13 protein-coding genes are annotated in these 15,509 nt (G+C 73.0%); 8 read left to right on the top strand and 5 right to left on the bottom strand.

The annotated features are described in order from the left end of the window. Positions 1 to 236: 236 nt before the first annotated feature. On the bottom strand, positions 237 to 1,949 hold the full coding sequence (locus tag ACTWLT_RS06860) for a dolichyl-phosphate-mannose--protein mannosyltransferase (RefSeq protein ID WP_445317575.1): 1,713 nt from the start codon (positions 1,947 to 1,949) through the stop codon (positions 237 to 239). Between the two features lie 93 nt (positions 1,950 to 2,042). Here ACTWLT_RS06860 and rsmI point away from each other — a divergent pair, with 93 nt between their 5' ends. Continuing rightward, positions 2,043 to 2,882 carry a 16S rRNA (cytidine(1402)-2'-O)-methyltransferase gene (gene rsmI, locus ACTWLT_RS06855; protein ID WP_445317574.1) on the top strand — a complete coding sequence of 280 codons (840 nt, stop codon included), beginning with the start codon at positions 2,043 to 2,045 and terminating at the stop codon, positions 2,880 to 2,882. Between the two features lie 33 nt (positions 2,883 to 2,915). Here the strand turns inward: rsmI and ACTWLT_RS06850 are convergent, their stop codons facing one another. Further along, positions 2,916 to 4,046 carry a hypothetical protein gene (locus tag ACTWLT_RS06850; protein ID WP_445317573.1) on the bottom strand — a complete coding sequence of 377 codons (1,131 nt, stop codon included), beginning with the start codon at positions 4,044 to 4,046 and terminating at the stop codon, positions 2,916 to 2,918. Between the two features lie 149 nt (positions 4,047 to 4,195). Here ACTWLT_RS06850 and metG point away from each other — a divergent pair, with 149 nt between their 5' ends. Continuing rightward, positions 4,196 to 5,998 (top strand): methionine--tRNA ligase, encoded by a 1,803-nt coding sequence (gene metG / locus ACTWLT_RS06845; protein WP_252415895.1) that lies wholly within the window; start codon positions 4,196 to 4,198, stop codon positions 5,996 to 5,998. Between the two features lie 49 nt (positions 5,999 to 6,047). Here the strand turns inward: metG and ACTWLT_RS06840 are convergent, their stop codons facing one another. Then, positions 6,048 to 7,295 (bottom strand): hypothetical protein, encoded by a 1,248-nt coding sequence (locus ACTWLT_RS06840; protein ID WP_445317572.1) that lies wholly within the window; start codon positions 7,293 to 7,295, stop codon positions 6,048 to 6,050. 236 nt (positions 7,296 to 7,531) lie between these two features. Between ACTWLT_RS06840 and ACTWLT_RS06835 the strand changes: the two genes are divergently transcribed. From ACTWLT_RS06835 to ACTWLT_RS06810, 6 genes are all read left to right on the top strand, one after another. Then, on the top strand, positions 7,532 to 8,431 hold the full coding sequence (locus tag ACTWLT_RS06835; RefSeq protein WP_445317571.1) for a TatD family hydrolase: 900 nt from the start codon (positions 7,532 to 7,534) through the stop codon (positions 8,429 to 8,431). A 46-nt stretch (positions 8,432 to 8,477) separates the two neighbouring features. Continuing rightward, complete coding sequence (gene rsmA / locus ACTWLT_RS06830; protein WP_445317570.1) at positions 8,478 to 9,347, top strand: 16S rRNA (adenine(1518)-N(6)/adenine(1519)-N(6))-dimethyltransferase RsmA; 870 nt, start codon at positions 8,478 to 8,480, stop codon at positions 9,345 to 9,347. A 9-nt stretch (positions 9,348 to 9,356) separates the two neighbouring features. Further along, entirely contained in the window at positions 9,357 to 10,307 is a 951-nt protein-coding gene (locus ACTWLT_RS06825; protein ID WP_252415891.1) for a 4-(cytidine 5'-diphospho)-2-C-methyl-D-erythritol kinase, read from the top strand. A 122-nt stretch (positions 10,308 to 10,429) separates the two neighbouring features. Next, positions 10,430 to 12,235: an ABC-F family ATP-binding cassette domain-containing protein gene (locus ACTWLT_RS06820; protein ID WP_445317569.1), complete on the top strand. Its 1,806-nt coding sequence runs from the start codon at positions 10,430 to 10,432 to the stop codon at positions 12,233 to 12,235. A 102-nt stretch (positions 12,236 to 12,337) separates the two neighbouring features. Next, a complete protein-coding gene (locus ACTWLT_RS06815; RefSeq protein WP_252415889.1) occupies positions 12,338 to 12,793 on the top strand; it encodes a DUF4383 domain-containing protein in 456 nt (151 codons plus the stop codon). Between the two features lie 210 nt (positions 12,794 to 13,003). Then, a complete protein-coding gene (locus tag ACTWLT_RS06810; protein ID WP_445317647.1) occupies positions 13,004 to 13,480 on the top strand; it encodes a DUF4383 domain-containing protein in 477 nt (158 codons plus the stop codon). Positions 13,481 to 13,486: 6 nt separating this feature from the next. On the opposite strand, the gene ACTWLT_RS06805 is transcribed toward ACTWLT_RS06810, so the two are convergent. Continuing rightward, entirely contained in the window at positions 13,487 to 14,173 is a 687-nt protein-coding gene (locus ACTWLT_RS06805) for a TetR family transcriptional regulator (protein ID WP_445317568.1), read from the bottom strand. A gap of 224 nt (positions 14,174 to 14,397) precedes the next feature. Further along, the gene (locus ACTWLT_RS06800; RefSeq protein WP_445317567.1) at positions 14,398 to 15,363 is read right to left on the bottom strand and encodes an acyl-CoA desaturase; all 966 of its coding nucleotides are present in this window, start codon (positions 15,361 to 15,363) and stop codon (positions 14,398 to 14,400) included. Positions 15,364 to 15,509 lie beyond the last annotated feature (146 nt).

The following is a 15,509-nucleotide window of genomic DNA, read 5'->3' as shown; positions in this document are numbered from 1 at the left end:
ACCCTCGGTCAACTGCTGGAGGGAGGCTGTCGGTCCGGCCGACATCGGTCGGAAATCTGACCTAAGTCGACCCGTTGTGCCGGTGGTGCGCGGTGGTTAAGCTCTTCATGCGCGCCCCAATCGCCCGCTTCCCCCGTGGCAGGCGATCGGGGCGCGCGTCTTTGTGCAACGGGCCCACACGCCGAAGCGTGCGGGCCCGTTTTCGTCGCGCTGTGCGGCGCGTCGCCTGTCGATGCCTATATCCAGCGACCGTCCAGCCACATCCGGGACAGCCAGTCCGAGTACGGCATCAACGTGCCCACGAAGATCGGATAGAAGTACGCGAAGCAGAGCGCCACCAGGAGCACGTACGCCCCGGCCGCGACGCTGCCCACCAGCCGGCGTTCGTAACCGGGATCGCCGGGGACCAACGGGGCCACCGCACCGACGTCACCCCCGGCGGGGGCGATCAGGGCGCCCAGGACGTACACCACGGCAAGGACCATGAAGGGCAACGCCGGAGCGGCGTAGAACGAGAACATCGTGCGGCCCTCGAGGGCGAACACGAACCAGGGCAGCAGGCCCGCCGCCACGGTGAGCAGGATCGCACCGGCCCGCCAGTCCCGGCGTGCCACACCCAGCCAGACCAGCGCCACCAGGGCGGGCAGGAACGACCACCAGAGCAGCGGCGTGCCGAGCAGCAGGATCTCCGAGGCGCAGCTCGGCGCACCGCAGGCGCCCTCGCCGGACCAGTGGAACGCCACCGGGCGGCCGAGCAGCAGCCACTGCCACGGCCACGACTGGTACTTGTGCGGGTCGTCCAGGCCGGTGTGGAAGCCGTACGCCGCGCGGTGGTACTCGAAGAGGTTGATCAGCGGGCCGATCACCGGGGCGTCACTGAGCGGGGCGCTCGGGTAGGACGACGCGAGCCGGTAGTAGCCGTCGTCGCTGAGCAGCCAGCCCGACCAGGTGGCGAGGTAGGTGCCGATCATCAACACGCCGGCCAGCACCAGCCAGGGCAGCTCGTCGAGCAGGGTGTCCCGCCAGGGCCGACGGACGCCCGCCGAACGGCGGACACCGACCTCCCAGAGGAGCACCAGCAGCGCGAAGGCCGGCACGAAGTAGAGCGCGCTCCACTTCACCGCGCAGGCGCAGCCGATCAGCACCCCGGCGGCCAGTCGCCACCACGGCCAGGTGCGCCAACCGGTCGGGGGTCGGCCGGCACGGCCCGGTCGGGTCGGGTCGAGCCCGCCCTCCAGCGCCTTCACCCAGCGCCGGCGCCGGGAGTCCCGGTCGAGCACCAGCGCGCCGAACGCGGCCAGCACGAAGAAGAGCAGGAAGATGTCGAGCAGCGCCGCACGGGACAGCACCAGGTGGAAGCCGTCCAGGGCGAGCAGCAGGCCGGCCGCGCACCCCAGCACCGTCGAACGGAACATCCGCCGCCCGATGCGGACCAGCAGCAGCACCGAGAGGGTGCCGACCACGGCCGCCGAGAACCGCCAGCCGAACTCGGGCGCGGTGGTGAACAGATGCCCGGGGACGGAGACCCTCGAATCGGCGTCCTGGTAGCCGAAGGCCCACTCGCCGAGGCCGATCAGCCACTTGCCCAGCGGCGGGTGCACCACGTACGACGGGACGTTGTCCTTGTAGTTCCACTCGACGCCGCGACTGATCAGCCCGTACGCGTCCTTGGCGTAGTACGTCTCGTCGAAGATCTTGCCCTTCGGGCTCGACAGGCCGACGAAGCGCAGGATCGCCGCGATGGCCACCACCACGGCGGTCGCCAGCCACGAGGACCGGTCCAGCCGGGAATCGACGGTGGCGAACCGGCGGCGGAGCACGCCGGGCACCCCGCCTCGGCCGGTGCTGGGCACCGCGGCCTCCTCGTCGGGGCGGTGCTCGCCTGCGGTCACTTCGACCGTCTTTGCCGGGTCGGCGCTCGGGCTCTGCGCTGTCGACGCACTCGTCACCCGGCGATCGTAGGCTGCCAACGTGTCCTGTGGCGCCTGTCGTCCCCGATACCGGTATCTGCTGTCGATGAAGGAGACGATCTCGTGGGTGAAATGTCCGAAGCTGGGCGCCTGATCCTGCTCGGTGCCCCGCTCGGCAACCCCGCCGACGCCTCGGCCCGGTTCCGTGACGTGCTGACCAGCGCCGACGTGGTGGCCGCCGAGGACACCCGGCGGCTCACCCGGCTGGCCCGCGACCTGGACATCACCGTCGGCGGCCGGATCGTCTCCTACTTCGAGGGCAACGAGGAGCGGCGGACCCCCGAGCTGGTCGAGGTCATCCTCGGCGGGTACGTGGTGGCGCTGGTGACCGACGGCGGGATGCCCAGCGTCTCCGACCCCGGCTACCGGCTGGTCCGGGCCGCGCTGGACGTCGGCGCCCCGGTCAGCGTCGCCCCCGGGCCGAGCGCGGTGACCACGGCGCTGGCGGTCTCCGGGCTGCCCGTCGACCGGTTCTGCTTCGAGGGCTTCCTGCCCCGCACCCCCGGAGCCCGCCGGGCGCGGCTGCGCGCCCTCGCCGCCGAGGAACGCACCCTGGTCTTCTTCGAGGCGCCGCACCGGGTCGGCGCGGCGCTCGCCGACCTCGCCGAGACGTTCGGCGCGGACCGGCCGGCCGCGGTCTGCCGCGAGCTGACCAAGACCTACGAGGAGGTGCTCCGTCGTCCGCTCGGCGAGTTGGCCCGGTGGGCCGCCGAGGGGGATCCGCGTGGGGAGATCACCCTCGTGGTGGCCGGCGCGCCGGTGAGCGCCCCGGAACGGCCCGACGACGACACCCTGCGCGCGGCGGTCGCCGAGCGGGAGGCGGCCGGCCGGTCCCGCCGCGACGCCATCACCGACGTGGCCACCGAGTACGCGCTGCGCCGCCGCGACGTCTACACGATCGTGCACAGCTGATCCGCGCTCCCGGCCCGTCGGGCTCGGGCCGGGTCACCACGCGGCGGCCAGGAACCCGAGGGCGATGAGGACCGGGCCGGCGACCGCGACGGTCACCGCCCAACGCCGGTTCCGTCGCCCGGCCAGCCGGGTCGACCCGGTGAACCGGGCGATGCCGGCGGTACAGGCGATCATCACCAGCAGGCCGGGCACCCAGCGCAGGTGACGGCCCGCGCCGGTGTCGGCGTACGCGGTGCCGCCGTCCGGGCCGGCCATGCGCGCTGGCAGCGCCGTCCCCGGGGCGTCCTTCCCGGCGGGCACCCCGGTGACCCGTACCCCGTGGGCCACGAACGGCCCGTCGGCCGCGAAGGTTCCCCGGCACCGCTGGGTGAGCCCGCCGCCGGTGCAGTCGTCGATCACGACCGTGCCGACCCGGGCGTGACCCACCGCGAGCCAGAACGGGCCGGCGCTGACCCAGGCGAAGAAGGCCGTGACCAGGCTCAGCAGCACCAACGCGGCGAGGCCGGGCAGCGGGTCCGGCGGCGGGGCGGTACGGGCCGACGCCCGCCGTCCCGCCGGGCCGGAGGTGCGGTCCCGCTCCGGCGCGGGTTCCTCCCGGACGGGGGTGCCGTCCCAGTGCACCTGCTCGATCGGCGCCCAGACGGCCTCGTCATCGTCCGGCATCGTGTCGCCGTCGGCCCGGCGGGCGCCCCGGTGCCAGCGGCTCTGCTGCCGGACCGGCACCCGGCGGGGCACCGCGTCCACCGGCGCCCCGGTGGTCGGCTCCACCTCGACGACCCCGGCGGTGGGCTCCCCACCGGAGCCGTCCGCCGCGCCCGTGGGACGGGTCGGGCTGGGTGCCGGTGCCGCCGGAGTGGGCCGGGCCGGGGTGGGTGCCGGCGCGGCCGGCGCCGGCCGGGCCGGGGTGGCCGCCAACTCCGCCGCGTCGTCGCGCTTCGGCACGGCGGTCCGCCCCGCCGGCGTGGGTCGCTGCCGCCCGGGCCGGTCGGCGGGGACGGAGCCCGGTGCCGGCATGGTCCCCGGTCGGGGGGTGGAGCCCGTTCGGGGGCCGACGGCCGGTCGGGGCGCCCCGCCAGGCCCGGGGCTCGGGTCGTCGCCGACCGTCGGCCCGGTGGGACGGTCGTCGTGGTCCCGGGCCGCTCGTCTGCCAGTCACGACGTTCATTGCACACCGGTCGGCGGGGCGGATCAGGCAGCTCAGCCGCGTGTCGGCGACAAATCGGACCAATGGGCGGGGTGCTCGGCCCGGTCCGTCGGCCCGGCACCCCCTATTGGTTCGCGGGCGCACCGGACGGGTCACTAGGCTTGCTGCTCATGAGTCACGTTCTCGCGGCAGTGGCCTGGCCGTACGCCAACGGCCCCCGCCACATCGGCCACGTTTCCGGTTTCGGCGTTCCCTCCGACGTCTTCGCCCGGTACATGCGGATGGCCGGCCACGACGTGCTCATGGTCTCGGGCACTGACGAGCACGGCACACCGATCCAGGTGCAGGCCGACGCCGACGGGGTGACCCCCCGCGAGCTGGCCGACCGCTACAACCGGGTGATCGTCGAGGACCTGCACGGGCTCGGCCTCACCTACGACCTCTTCACCCGCACCACCACCCGCAACCACTACGCGGTGGTGCAGGAGCTGTTCGAGGGGATGTACCGCAACGGCTACATCGTGCCGAAGACCACCATGGGCGCCATCTCCCCGTCGACCGGGCGCACCCTGCCCGACCGGTACATCGAGGGCACCTGCCCGATCTGCGGGTACGACAGCGCCCGTGGCGACCAGTGCGACAACTGCGGCAACCAGCTCGACCCGATCGACCTGATCAACCCGAAGTCGCGGATCAACGGGGAGACCCCGAAGTTCGTCGAGACCGAGCACTTCTTCCTGGACCTGCCCGCCCTCGCCGACGTGCTGCGCCAGTGGCTGGACACCCGGGAGGGGTGGCGGCCCAACGTGCTGCGGTTCTCCCGCAACCTGCTCGACGACCTCCAGCCCCGGGCGATCACCCGGGACCTGGAGTGGGGCGTACCGATCCCGCTGGACGACTGGCGAGACCGGCCGGACAAGCGCATCTACGTCTGGTTCGACGCGGTGATCGGCTACCTGTCCGCCTCCATCGAGTGGGCCCGCCGCTCCGGCGACCCGGAGGCGTGGCGCCGCTGGTGGTCGGCCGACGGCGAGGGCAAGGACGCCCGGTCGTACTACTTCATGGGCAAGGACAACATCGTCTTCCACTCGGTGATCTGGCCGGCGCTGCTCTCCGGCTACTCCGGTGCGGGCTCCCGCGACGGTGAGCCGGGCGAGCTGGGCCAGCTCAACCTGCCCACCGAGGTGGTCTCCAGCGAGTACCTGACCATGGAGGGGCGCAAGTTCTCCTCGTCCCGCAAGGTCGTCATCTACGTCCGGGACTTCCTGGAGCGCTACGACGCCGACGCGCTGCGCTACTTCATCGCCGCGGCCGGCCCGGAGAGCAACGACACCGACTTCACCTGGGCCGAGTTCCTCCGCCGCAACAACGACGAACTGGTCGCCGGCTGGGGCAACCTGGTCAACCGGTCGGTGTCGATGGCGGCGAAGAACTTCGGCGCGGTCCCGCCGATCGACCCGGCCGGGCTCACCGAGGCCGACGAGGCGCTGCTCGCCGTGGCCCGGGCGGGCTTCGCCACGGTCGGCGACCTCATCGGCCGCCACCGCCAGAAGCAGGCCATCGGTGAGGCCATGAAGGTGGTCGCCGAGGCCAACCGGTACCTCTCCGAGCAGGCGCCGTGGAAGCTCAAGGACGAGGCGGACAAGCCCCGGCAGGGCACCATCCTGCACGTCGCCCTCCAGGTGGTCAGCGACGCCAACACACTGCTCACCCCGTTCCTGCCGCACTCCGCGCAGCAGGTGCACGAGCTGCTCGGCGGCACCGGCGTGCACGCGCCGATGCCGGTCATCGAGCAGGTCGACGACCTGGACGGCGGGCCGGCGTACCCGGTGCTGACCGGGGACTACACGGTCGGGGCGCGCTGGGAGTCGGTGCCGCTGGAGGCGGGGCGGCCGCTGTCCACGCCGAAGCCGGTGTTCCGCAAGCTCGACCCGTCGATCGTCGACGAGGAGCTGGCCCGCCTGGCCGGCTGAGCGTACGAAGGCCGCGCGGCGGAGGGCAGCGGCCCACCGCCGCGCGGCGTCACATCGCGTACCGGGTGTCCATCACCTGATCGTCGGTCACCTCGGTGCCCGGTGCCCAGGTCTCGTAGATGCCGCGATCGTGGCACTGCGCGCCGGTGGTGAGCACCGTCTCCGGGTCCGGGAAGCGCAGCCGCAACCGCAGCCAGCCGCCCTCCTCCCGCAGCACCAGGCAGGGCACACCCCGCCACCGGGCGAAACGGAGTCGCCGGGCGACCGCCTCCACCGGGTAGCGGGCCGCACGGGTCATCGCCAGGACCCGGAACCCGCCCGGCAGGTCGGCCACCGCCTCGTACTCGCTGTCGCCGTGCACACCGACCAGTTGGGTGGAGCGCGGGGAGTCCCCGGTCGGCACGTACTCCTGGTCCGGGGAGAGACCCGGCACCGCCGACAGCAGATGCCGCCACTGCGGGCCCACCATCCGCAGCCAGCCGCGCTGCTCGGCCTGGTAGGTGTAGAGCACCACCTCCACCCCCTCCGCCGGGTAGGCGAGCAGGGCCGCGTTCGCCGGCATCGGCAGGTCGGCGAAGTCCCGGGTGATGAACTCCGGGATGAGCTGACCGTTGCTCGGCACGAACCCCGTTCCCAGCACCGGCGGACCCAGCCGGTCGCGGGGAGCCAGCTCGGTCAGGCCACGGTGCGCCTCGCCCACCGGCACGTCGTAGTCACCCGGGTCGGCGGCCCGCCAGCGCAGGGCGTACGCCACGTCCAGGCCGTCCCGGCCCACCTCGCCGTCGGTCCTCAGCACCGTGGTCGCCCCCGGCGTACGCAGGTGCGCCACGTCGTGTTCGCGGTAGCAGAAGCCGTGCGGCAGCCACCCCCGCACGTACCCGGCGAGCTGCCGGGGGGAGAGAACCTTCACCATCCGGGTGCCCCTGCGGACCACCGCCGACCCGCGCGCGGCGACCAGCATCGGGTCACCCGCCGCGGCCGGCTGCTGGCTGAGCTGGTGCAGCTGCGCCCAACCCCGCTCCCGGTGCGCCGGCATCATCAGCGGCGTCTCCGGCTCCTCGGCCGGCTCCGGTGCCCCGTGCACCGCGGTCACCTCGGTGACGTGCACGAACCGGCGCCACGGCAGGGCGCTGCCCGCTCGGGGCGCCCACTCGAAGCCCTGCACCTCGTCGGCGCTGAACAGCTCGTACGCGGCACCCCGGGCGATCTCCTCGGCCGGATAGACGCCGCCGCCGAACGCCACGCGCAGCCCGGTACGTTCGCCGGCGGCACCACTGGCCTGGGGGGCAGCGCTCACGCCGCCGCCTCGCTGCGCTCGGCAGCGGCGCGAGGCGCCACGCTGCTGTGTCTCATGGTTCGCTCGCTGCGCTCGCTCACGCCGCCGCCTCGCTGCGCTCGGCAGCGGCGCGAGGCGCCACGCTGCCGTGCCTCATGGTTCGCTCGCTGCGCTCGCTCACGCGAGCGACGGTAGAGTCGCGCGGCGTAGTCGAGGTGAACGTCGGGTGGCGGGCGGATGGACAGCCCCGGTGTGTGATGCTGTCGCTGATGAGCGAGCCCACTGAAACCCGCCGAGAGCGGGCCGCCCGGCGGGCCGGAGAGTTCCCGCCCGCCCCCGAACCGCTGCCCCGGCCGGTGCTGGACAGCCACACCCACCTGGACATCACCGTCAGCGAGGCCGGCGTGCCCGGCGGCGGGTCCGCCGACGACCCGGTCGCCGCGGCGATCGCGCTGGCCACCGGTGTCGGCGTGGACCGTTTGGTCCAGGTGGGCGTGGACGTCGCCTCCTCACGGTGGGGCGCGGACACCGCCGACCGGCACCCCGCCGTGCTGGCCACGGTGGCGCTGCACCCGAACGAGGCGCCCCGGCTGGCCGACCTCGACGAGGCGCTGCGGGAGATCGAGGCGCTCGCCGCGCGGGACCGGGTCCGGGGGATCGGCGAGACCGGGATGGACTTCTTCCGCACCGGCGACGAGGGGCGCGCCGCGCAGGAGGAGAGCTTCCGGGCGCACATCGCCATCGCCAAGCGGTACGGCCGGGCACTGGTCATCCACGACCGGGACGCGCACGCCGACGTGCTGCGGATCCTCGACGACGAGGGCTCTCCGGACACCGTGGTGCTGCACTGCTTCTCGGGTGACGCCGACTTCGCCCGCGAGTGCGTCCGTCGCGGCTACCTGCTCAGCTTCGCGGGCACGGTCACCTTCGCCAGCGCCACCGCGCTGCGCGAGGCCGCCGCGCTCACACCCGTGGACCAGATCCTGGTGGAGACCGACGCTCCGTACCTCACCCCGACTCCGCACCGGGGTCGTCCGAACGCTTCGTACCTGATCCCGCTCACCGTCCGCTCGCTCGCCGCGACCACCGGCACCGATCTCGACGAGCTGTGCGCCGCCATCTCGGCCACCGGCGACCGGGTCTTCGGCCCGTGGTGAGCCCGGCCCGACGGTCTGCCCCGACGACGCCGCTACGCTCCCAGGCATGACCGGTCTCCTCGGCCCGGCGGAGATCCGGGAACTCGCCGCCCGGCTGGGCGTCGCGCCCACCAAGAAGCTGGGCCAGAACTTCGTGCACGACCCGAACACGGTGCGCCGGATCGTCACGGCCGCCGGCCTGACCCCCAACGACGTGGCCCTGGAGGTCGGCCCCGGGCTCGGCTCGCTCACCCTGGGGCTGCTGCCGGTCGCCGGGCACGTGCACGCCGTGGAGATCGATCCGGTGCTCGCCGGCGCGCTGCCGGAGACCGTCGCCCGGCACGCCGGGGCGGACGCCGGGCGGCTCACCGTGCACCGCGCGGACGCGCTACGCATCGACGCCGCCGAGCTGGCCGATCCGGCGCCGACCGCGCTGGTGGCGAACCTGCCCTACAACGTGGCCGTGCCGGTGGTGCTGCACCTGCTCGCCGCGCTGCCCAGCCTGCGGCACGGCCTGGTGATGGTGCAGAAGGAGGTCGCCGACCGGCTCGTCGCCGGTCCCGGCTCCAAGGTGTACGGCATCCCGTCGGTCAAGCTCGCCTGGTACGCGCAGGCCCGGGGCGCCGGCCGGGTGCCACCGAACGTGTTCTGGCCGGTGCCCAACGTCGACTCGGGGCTGGTCGCCTTCACCTGCCGCCAGCCACCCCGCTCCGACGTACCCCGGGAACGGGTCTTCGCCGTGGTGGACGCGGCGTTCGCGCAGCGTCGCAAGACCCTGCGCGCCGCGTTGGCCGGCTGGGCCGGGGGCGCGGACCGCGCCGCCGCCGCCCTCACCGCCGCCGGCGTCGACCCCGGTGCCCGGGGTGAGTCGCTCACCGTCGAGCAGTTCGCCGCCATCGCCGCGTCGGCTCCGACCGCCGTGCCGGCCGCCCAGTAGGCTGGCGCCGTGACCGAGGCTTGGCGACCGGATGGCGAAGACGAGCGGCGCGGAGCCAGCGGACCGGTGAAGGTCCGGGTGCCCGCGAAGGTCAACCTGCACCTCGGGGTGGGCCCGCTGCGCCGCGACGGCTACCACGAGCTGAACACCGTCTACCACGCCATCTCGATCCACGACGAGTTGACGGCCCGGCGGGGCGACACCCTCACCCTGACCATGGAGGGCGAGGGCACCGGCGAGCTGGCGTTGGACGACACCAACCTGGTGATCCGCGCCGCGCACGCCCTGGCCGGGTACGCCGGGGTGCTGCCGCACGCCCGGCTGCACCTGCGCAAGCAGATCCCGCTCGCCGGCGGGCTGGCCGGTGGCAGCGCCGACGCGGCCGCCGCGCTGGTGGCCTGTGACGCGCTCTGGGGCACCGGGCTGTCCCGTGACGAACTGGCCGGGATCGCCGCCGACCTCGGCTCCGACGTGCCGTTTCTGATCTACGGCGGCACCGCGCTGGGCACCGGCCGGGGCGAGGCGGTCAGCCCCGTGCTGGCCCGTCCCACCTCCTGGCACTGGGTGGTGGCCATCGCCGACAGCGGCCTGTCGACCCCGGCCGCGTACCGCGAGCTGGACCGGCTGCGCGACTCCGGGGCGGCGGGCACCCCGCTGGGCAGCACGGACGCGCTGCTGGGCGCGCTGCGCCAGCGCGACCCCCGGGTGCTCGCCCGGACGCTCGGCAACGACCTCCAGGACGCCGCACTGGCCATGCGCCCGGCGCTGGCCGACACCCTCAAGGCCGGCGAGGCGGCCGGTGCGCTCGCCGGCATCGTCTCCGGTTCCGGCCCGACCTGCGTCTTCCTCGCCGCCGACGCGGCCGCCGCCGAGCGGATCGCCGCCGAGTTGACCACCGCGGGCGTCTGCCGCGAGGCGCGGGTCGCGCACGGCCCGGTCGCGGGCGCGCGCGTCGTCTGACGTCGCGGCCCACCGGCCGACCGGGCGCGCGGCGCGGGTGGCCGGGGCGTCCGCGTACCCTTGGGTCAGGCGTCCCGAGGTGCCCGCCGGCACCCGGACGCCTTGATCTTGAAGGGTGGAACGTGGCCAACATCGTCAATCTGGACCGGGTGTCCAAGGGGTACGGCGCCGCCGGGCGGCTACTCACGGACGTCTCGCTCGGCCTGGACGACGCCGACCGGATCGGCGTGGTCGGCCTCAACGGTGCCGGCAAGTCCACCCTGCTGCGGCTGCTGACCAAGCAGGAGGAGCCCGACGACGGCCGGGTCACCCACCGCCGTGACCTGCGGGTGCTCTGGCTGCCGCAGCAGCTCGCCCTCGCTCCCGAGGCCACCGTCCGGGACGTCGTGCTCGGCACCGCCTGGCTCGGCGAGGGCATGGGCGCCGAGCACGAGTGGGCCGGCGACGCCGGGGTGCGGGACATCCTCGACGGCCTCGGCATGCCGCACCTCGGCCTCGACCAGCCGGTCGGCCCGATGTCCGGTGGCGAACGACGCCGCGTCGCGCTCGCCGCGCTGCTCGTCCGCGACTCCGACCTGCTCATCCTCGACGAGCCCACCAACCACCTCGACGTCGGCGGCGTCGACTGGCTGGCCCGGCACCTGGTCGGCCGCAAGGGCGCCCTGGTCGTGGTCACCCACGACCGGTGGTTCCTGGACGCGGTCTGCACCACCACCTGGGAGGTCGCCGACCAGACGGTCCGCGCGTACGAGGGAGGCTTCGCCGCCTGGACCCTCGCCCGCGCCGAGCGCGAGCGCGTCGCCGCCGCCACTGAGGCCCGCCGGCAGAACCTGCTCCGCAAGGAGATCGCGTGGCTGCGTCGTGGTCCGCCGGCCCGCACCTCCAAGCCCCAGTTCCGCATCGACGCCGCCAACGCGTTGATCGCCGACGTGCCGCCGGCACGCGACACCATGTCGTTGCAGCGGATGGCCACCTCCCGGCTCGGCAAGCAGGTGTACGACCTGGAGAACGTCGAGCTGCACGCCGGCCCCAAGGAGATCCTGCGCGGGGTCACCTGGCAGGTCGGCCCCGGCGACCGGATCGCCATCCTCGGCGCCAACGGCGCCGGCAAGACCACCCTGCTGCGGATGCTCGCGGGCATCACCCGCCCCGACGGCGGCCGCCTCAACACCGGTTCCACCGTGCGACCGGCGTTCCTGTCCCAGGAGCTTGCCGAGCTGCCGGGCCACCTGCGGGTGCTCGAAGCCGTGGAGGAGGTCGCCCGCCGGGTCCAGCTCGGCGACCGGGAGGTCTCAGCCGCCCAGCTCGCCGAGGTCTTCGGCTTCGACGACCGGCGGCTCTGGACGCCGGTCAGTGACCTCTCCGGTGGGGAACGTCGCCGACTCCAGATGCTGCGGCTGCTCGCCGGCGAGCCCAACGTGCTGCTCTTCGACGAGCCCACCAACGACCTGGACACCGACACCCTGGCCTCCCTGGAGGACCTGCTCGACTCCTGGCCCGGCACGATCATCGTGGCCAGCCACGACCGTTACCTGATCGAACGGGTCACCGAGTCGGCGTACGGGATGTTCGGCGACGGCCGGCTGGTGCACCTGCCCGGCGGCGTCGACGAGTACCTCGCCCGGACCGCCGAGCGGGCCGGCGCGCCCCGGCCCGGGGTCACCTCGGCCTCCGCGCCCGCCGGTCCCTCCGGAGGCGGCATGTCCGCCGCCGAGGTCCGCCAGGCCCGCAAGGAGCTGACCCGGCTGGAACGCCAGCTCGGCAAGCTCGACCAGCGCGAGACCACGCTGCTCGACCAGCTCGCCGCCGACGCCACCGACTACGCCCGGGTCGCCGAGCTGGACACCCAGCTCAAGGATCTGCGCGCCGAGCGGGAGCGGATCGAGGAGACCTGGATGACGCTCGCCGAGGACCTGCCCGACAGCTGACCGGGCCCGGCTCGCCGGGTCAGGGACCGTGTGCGGCGTCACACCACCACATGCGGGACAATCGTCGACGACACCTCACCCCACGGCGTTGGAGACTCTGACATGGCCCACACCCCCGTCAACCACCCCGCGCGGCCGGTCTACCGGGCGATCGGCGGGCTGACCGGTCTGTACCTGGTGGTCTTCGGTGTGCTCGGCATCATCGAGAGCGCCGGCAACGAGGTCCTCGCGCAGGACGACACCCGGGTCCTCGGCCAGGGCACCAACCTCGGCTTCTCGCTGCTCTGCGTGCTGCTCGGGCTCCTCGTGGTGGCCGGCACCGCCCTCGGCCGCAACATCGACGTGGCGATCAACCAGTGGCTGGCGTACGCCCTGATGGTGGTCAGCCTCGCCGGCCTGGCGTTCATCCAGACCGACGCCAACATCTTCAACTTCAGCATCGCCACGGTGATCGTGGTGATGCTGGCCGCCCTGGTGCTGCTCATGGTCGGCATGTACGGCAAGGTCGGCACGGACGAGGAGTCGGAGGCCTGGCAGAAGGCCCGCCTGGTGCTCTGATCCTGCTCGGGCTTGGTGGTTCTCTCGCCGGAGCCCGAGTTGCTCCGGGCGGTCAGGCTTGATCCCTGCGCAGCTCGGGCTCCGGCGAAAACCTGACGTGGTCCGGCCTTCGGCGGACTCAGCCGCCTTTGGGGTTCTCCGGACAGTCCCCTCTGCCTCGGGTGACAATCCTCCTGAATCGGTCGACTCAGGTGGATGGGGAGCAGGGATATGGCGCACTTTCCGGTGAACCATCCGGCACGGCCGCTCTACCGGGTTCTCTCCGGCCTGATCGGCGTCTACATCCTGGTCTTCGGCGTCTGGGGCGTCGCCGAGACGATCGGCGACCCGCTCTTCGACCGGGGCAGCCACTGGGCACTCGGGCTGCGCACCAACCTGGCGTTCTCGCTCGCCTCGGTGGTCTTCGGAGTCGTCCTGATCATCGGGGCGTCCCGGCGCAGCAACCTCGGCCACTACATGAACCTCACCGCCGGTGTGGTGTTCCTGGTGACCAGCATCCTGATGATGTCCGTGCTGCAGACCGAGGCGAACTTCCTGAACTTCTCGATGTCGACCGTGGTCGTGTCGATGCTGTTCGGCCTGATCCTGCTCGGCACCGGCCTGTACGACAAGGTCGGCCCCGAGGAGCACGCCGAGGAGGAACGGCGCAACCGCGCCCACCCCGTGGCCGAGGTGCACCGCCGCTGACCGGGGTCAGCGGCGGCGGGCGGTGATCAAGCTCGGCTTCGCCTCCAGGTGCGACAACCCGTTCCAGGCGAGGTTGACCAGGTGTGCCGCCACCGTCTCCTTGCGCGGCTTGCGCACCTCCAGCCACCAGGTGCCGGTCAACGCCACCATGCCCACCAGCGCCTGGGAGTACAGCTCGGCCAGCTTCGGGTCGTACCCGCGGCTCTTGAACTCGGCGCCGAGGATGTGCTCGACCTGGTGCGCCACGTCGTTCATCACGCTGCTGAAGTTGCCCGTCGCCGACAGCACCGGCGACTCGCGGACCAGCACCCGGAACCCGCTGGCCTCCTCCTCGATGTAGCCCAGCAGGGCCATCGCCGCCTGCTCCAGCAGCTCCCGTGGGTGCCCGGCGGTCAACGCCGTGGTGATCCGGTCCAGCAGGGCCCGGACCTCCCGGTCCACCACCACCGCGTAGAGCCCCTCCTTGCCGCCGAAGTGCTCGTAGACCACCGGCTTGGAGACCTTGGCGCGGGACGCCACCTCCTCGATGGAGGTGGCGTCGAAACCGCGCTCGGCGAAGAGTTGCCGGCCGATCGCGATCAACTGCTCCCGCCGCTGGGCGGCGGACATGCGGACCCGGGAGGTGGACTTGGGTTTGGTGGCCGGAGCCGGAACCGCACGCCGACCGCCGTCACCGTCAGTGCCCTCGGGCATGTCGCCGCCTCGCTGGCGCTCGGTGACGCCCTGCCGTGGGATGGTGCCTCCGCTGTGCCCGTTCACGTCGTCGCCTCACTCGCGGGCGGTCTGGTCGTCCCGCCGCGCCGTCCGACCGTACCCGGATCGGGCCCGGCTCCCCGTACGCCGAGCCGTCCGGTCCCCCCGCGTCGCTCGGTCACCCGGCCATCCTGCCAGGCTGTCTCCGGGAGCACCGCCCGCTTTTAGCGGGGTGCGACGGGCTTCACCAGCTTGGCGGCGAGGCGTTCCGGCTTCGGCCAGCGCACCTGCGACGCCGCGCCGATCTTCTCGAACAGCCAGATCACCCGGGCGGAGATGTCGACCTGACCACGCAGCACGCCGTGCCGGGCGCTGGTGGGGTCGGCGTGGTGCAGGTTGTGCCAGCTCTCGCCGAACGACAGGATCGCCAGCGGCCAGAAGTTCGACGCGCGGTCGCCCTGACGCATCGCGAACGGGCGCTCGCCGTAGACGTGGCAGACCGAGTTGATCGCCCAGGTGACGTGGTGCAGCAGGCCGATCCGCACCAGCCCGGCCCAGAAGAACGCGGTGAGCGCGCCCTGCCAGGACCAGGTCACCAGGCCGCCGATCAGCGCCGGGCCGAGCAGTGAGATGGCCACCAGCATCGGGAAGAGCTTGTCCACCCGGCTGATGTCGCGGTCGGCGATCAGGTCGGGGGCGAACCGCTCCCGGTTGGACAGCTCACGGCGGAACAGCCAACCAACGTGTGCGTGGAAGAGGCCCCGGGTCAGCGCCCAGAGACTGGTGCCGAAGCGCCACGGCGAGTGCGGGTCGCCCTCCAGGTCGGAGAAGGCGTGGTGCCGCCGGTGGTCGGCCACCCACTGGATGATCTCGCCCTGCACCGCCAGCGAACCCGCGACCGCCAACGTCACCCGCAGCCACCGCTTGGCCTTGAACGAGCCGTGCGTGAAGTAGCGGTGGAAGCCGACGGTGATGCCGAGGCCGGAGACCACGTACCAGACGAGGCCGATGACCACGTCGGTCCAGCCCAGCCAGCCGCCCCAGGCGACCGGTACGGCGACCAGCAGGGCGACGAAGGGGATCACCACGAAGGCCCAGAGGGCGGCCAGGATCCCGGAGGACTGACTGCCGTCGGTGAGGGGTTTCGGGCCGGGGCCGGCGGTGTTGGGTTCGAGCAGAGCGGTGGACATGGCACCTCGCAGAGGGGACGGAAGCGATCACGAAGCTACGCCTACGTCACCGTAACTTACGGCCCCGTAGATCGCACGGTGAAGTTTCCGAAAACCTCGCGCACTCCTGCTGAGAAGCAGGTCAGAGCCCTGATCGCCCGTGCGCG

The organism is Micromonospora yongxingensis, from assembly GCF_052601155.1.
The sequence above is the reverse complement of the archived record's forward strand: the minus strand, read 5'-3'. Positions and strand labels throughout refer to the sequence as shown.

Coding starts and splice junctions, on each gene's coding strand:
- ACTWLT_RS06805 (WP_445317568.1), bottom strand. CDS start 14,173: ATGCCCGAGGGCACTGACGGTGACGGCGGTCGGCGTGCGGTTCCGGCT.
- ACTWLT_RS06815 (WP_252415889.1), top strand. CDS start 12,338: ATGGCCCACACCCCCGTCAACCACCCCGCGCGGCCGGTCTACCGGGCG.
- ACTWLT_RS06800 (WP_445317567.1), bottom strand. CDS start 15,363: ATGTCCACCGCTCTGCTCGAACCCAACACCGCCGGCCCCGGCCCGAAA.
- rsmI (WP_445317574.1), top strand. CDS start 2,043: ATGTCCGAAGCTGGGCGCCTGATCCTGCTCGGTGCCCCGCTCGGCAAC.
- metG (WP_252415895.1), top strand. CDS start 4,196: ATGAGTCACGTTCTCGCGGCAGTGGCCTGGCCGTACGCCAACGGCCCC.
- ACTWLT_RS06810 (WP_445317647.1), top strand. CDS start 13,004: ATGGCGCACTTTCCGGTGAACCATCCGGCACGGCCGCTCTACCGGGTT.
- ACTWLT_RS06835 (WP_445317571.1), top strand. CDS start 7,532: ATGCTGTCGCTGATGAGCGAGCCCACTGAAACCCGCCGAGAGCGGGCC.
- rsmA (WP_445317570.1), top strand. CDS start 8,478: ATGACCGGTCTCCTCGGCCCGGCGGAGATCCGGGAACTCGCCGCCCGG.
- ACTWLT_RS06850 (WP_445317573.1), bottom strand. CDS start 4,046: ATGAACGTCGTGACTGGCAGACGAGCGGCCCGGGACCACGACGACCGT.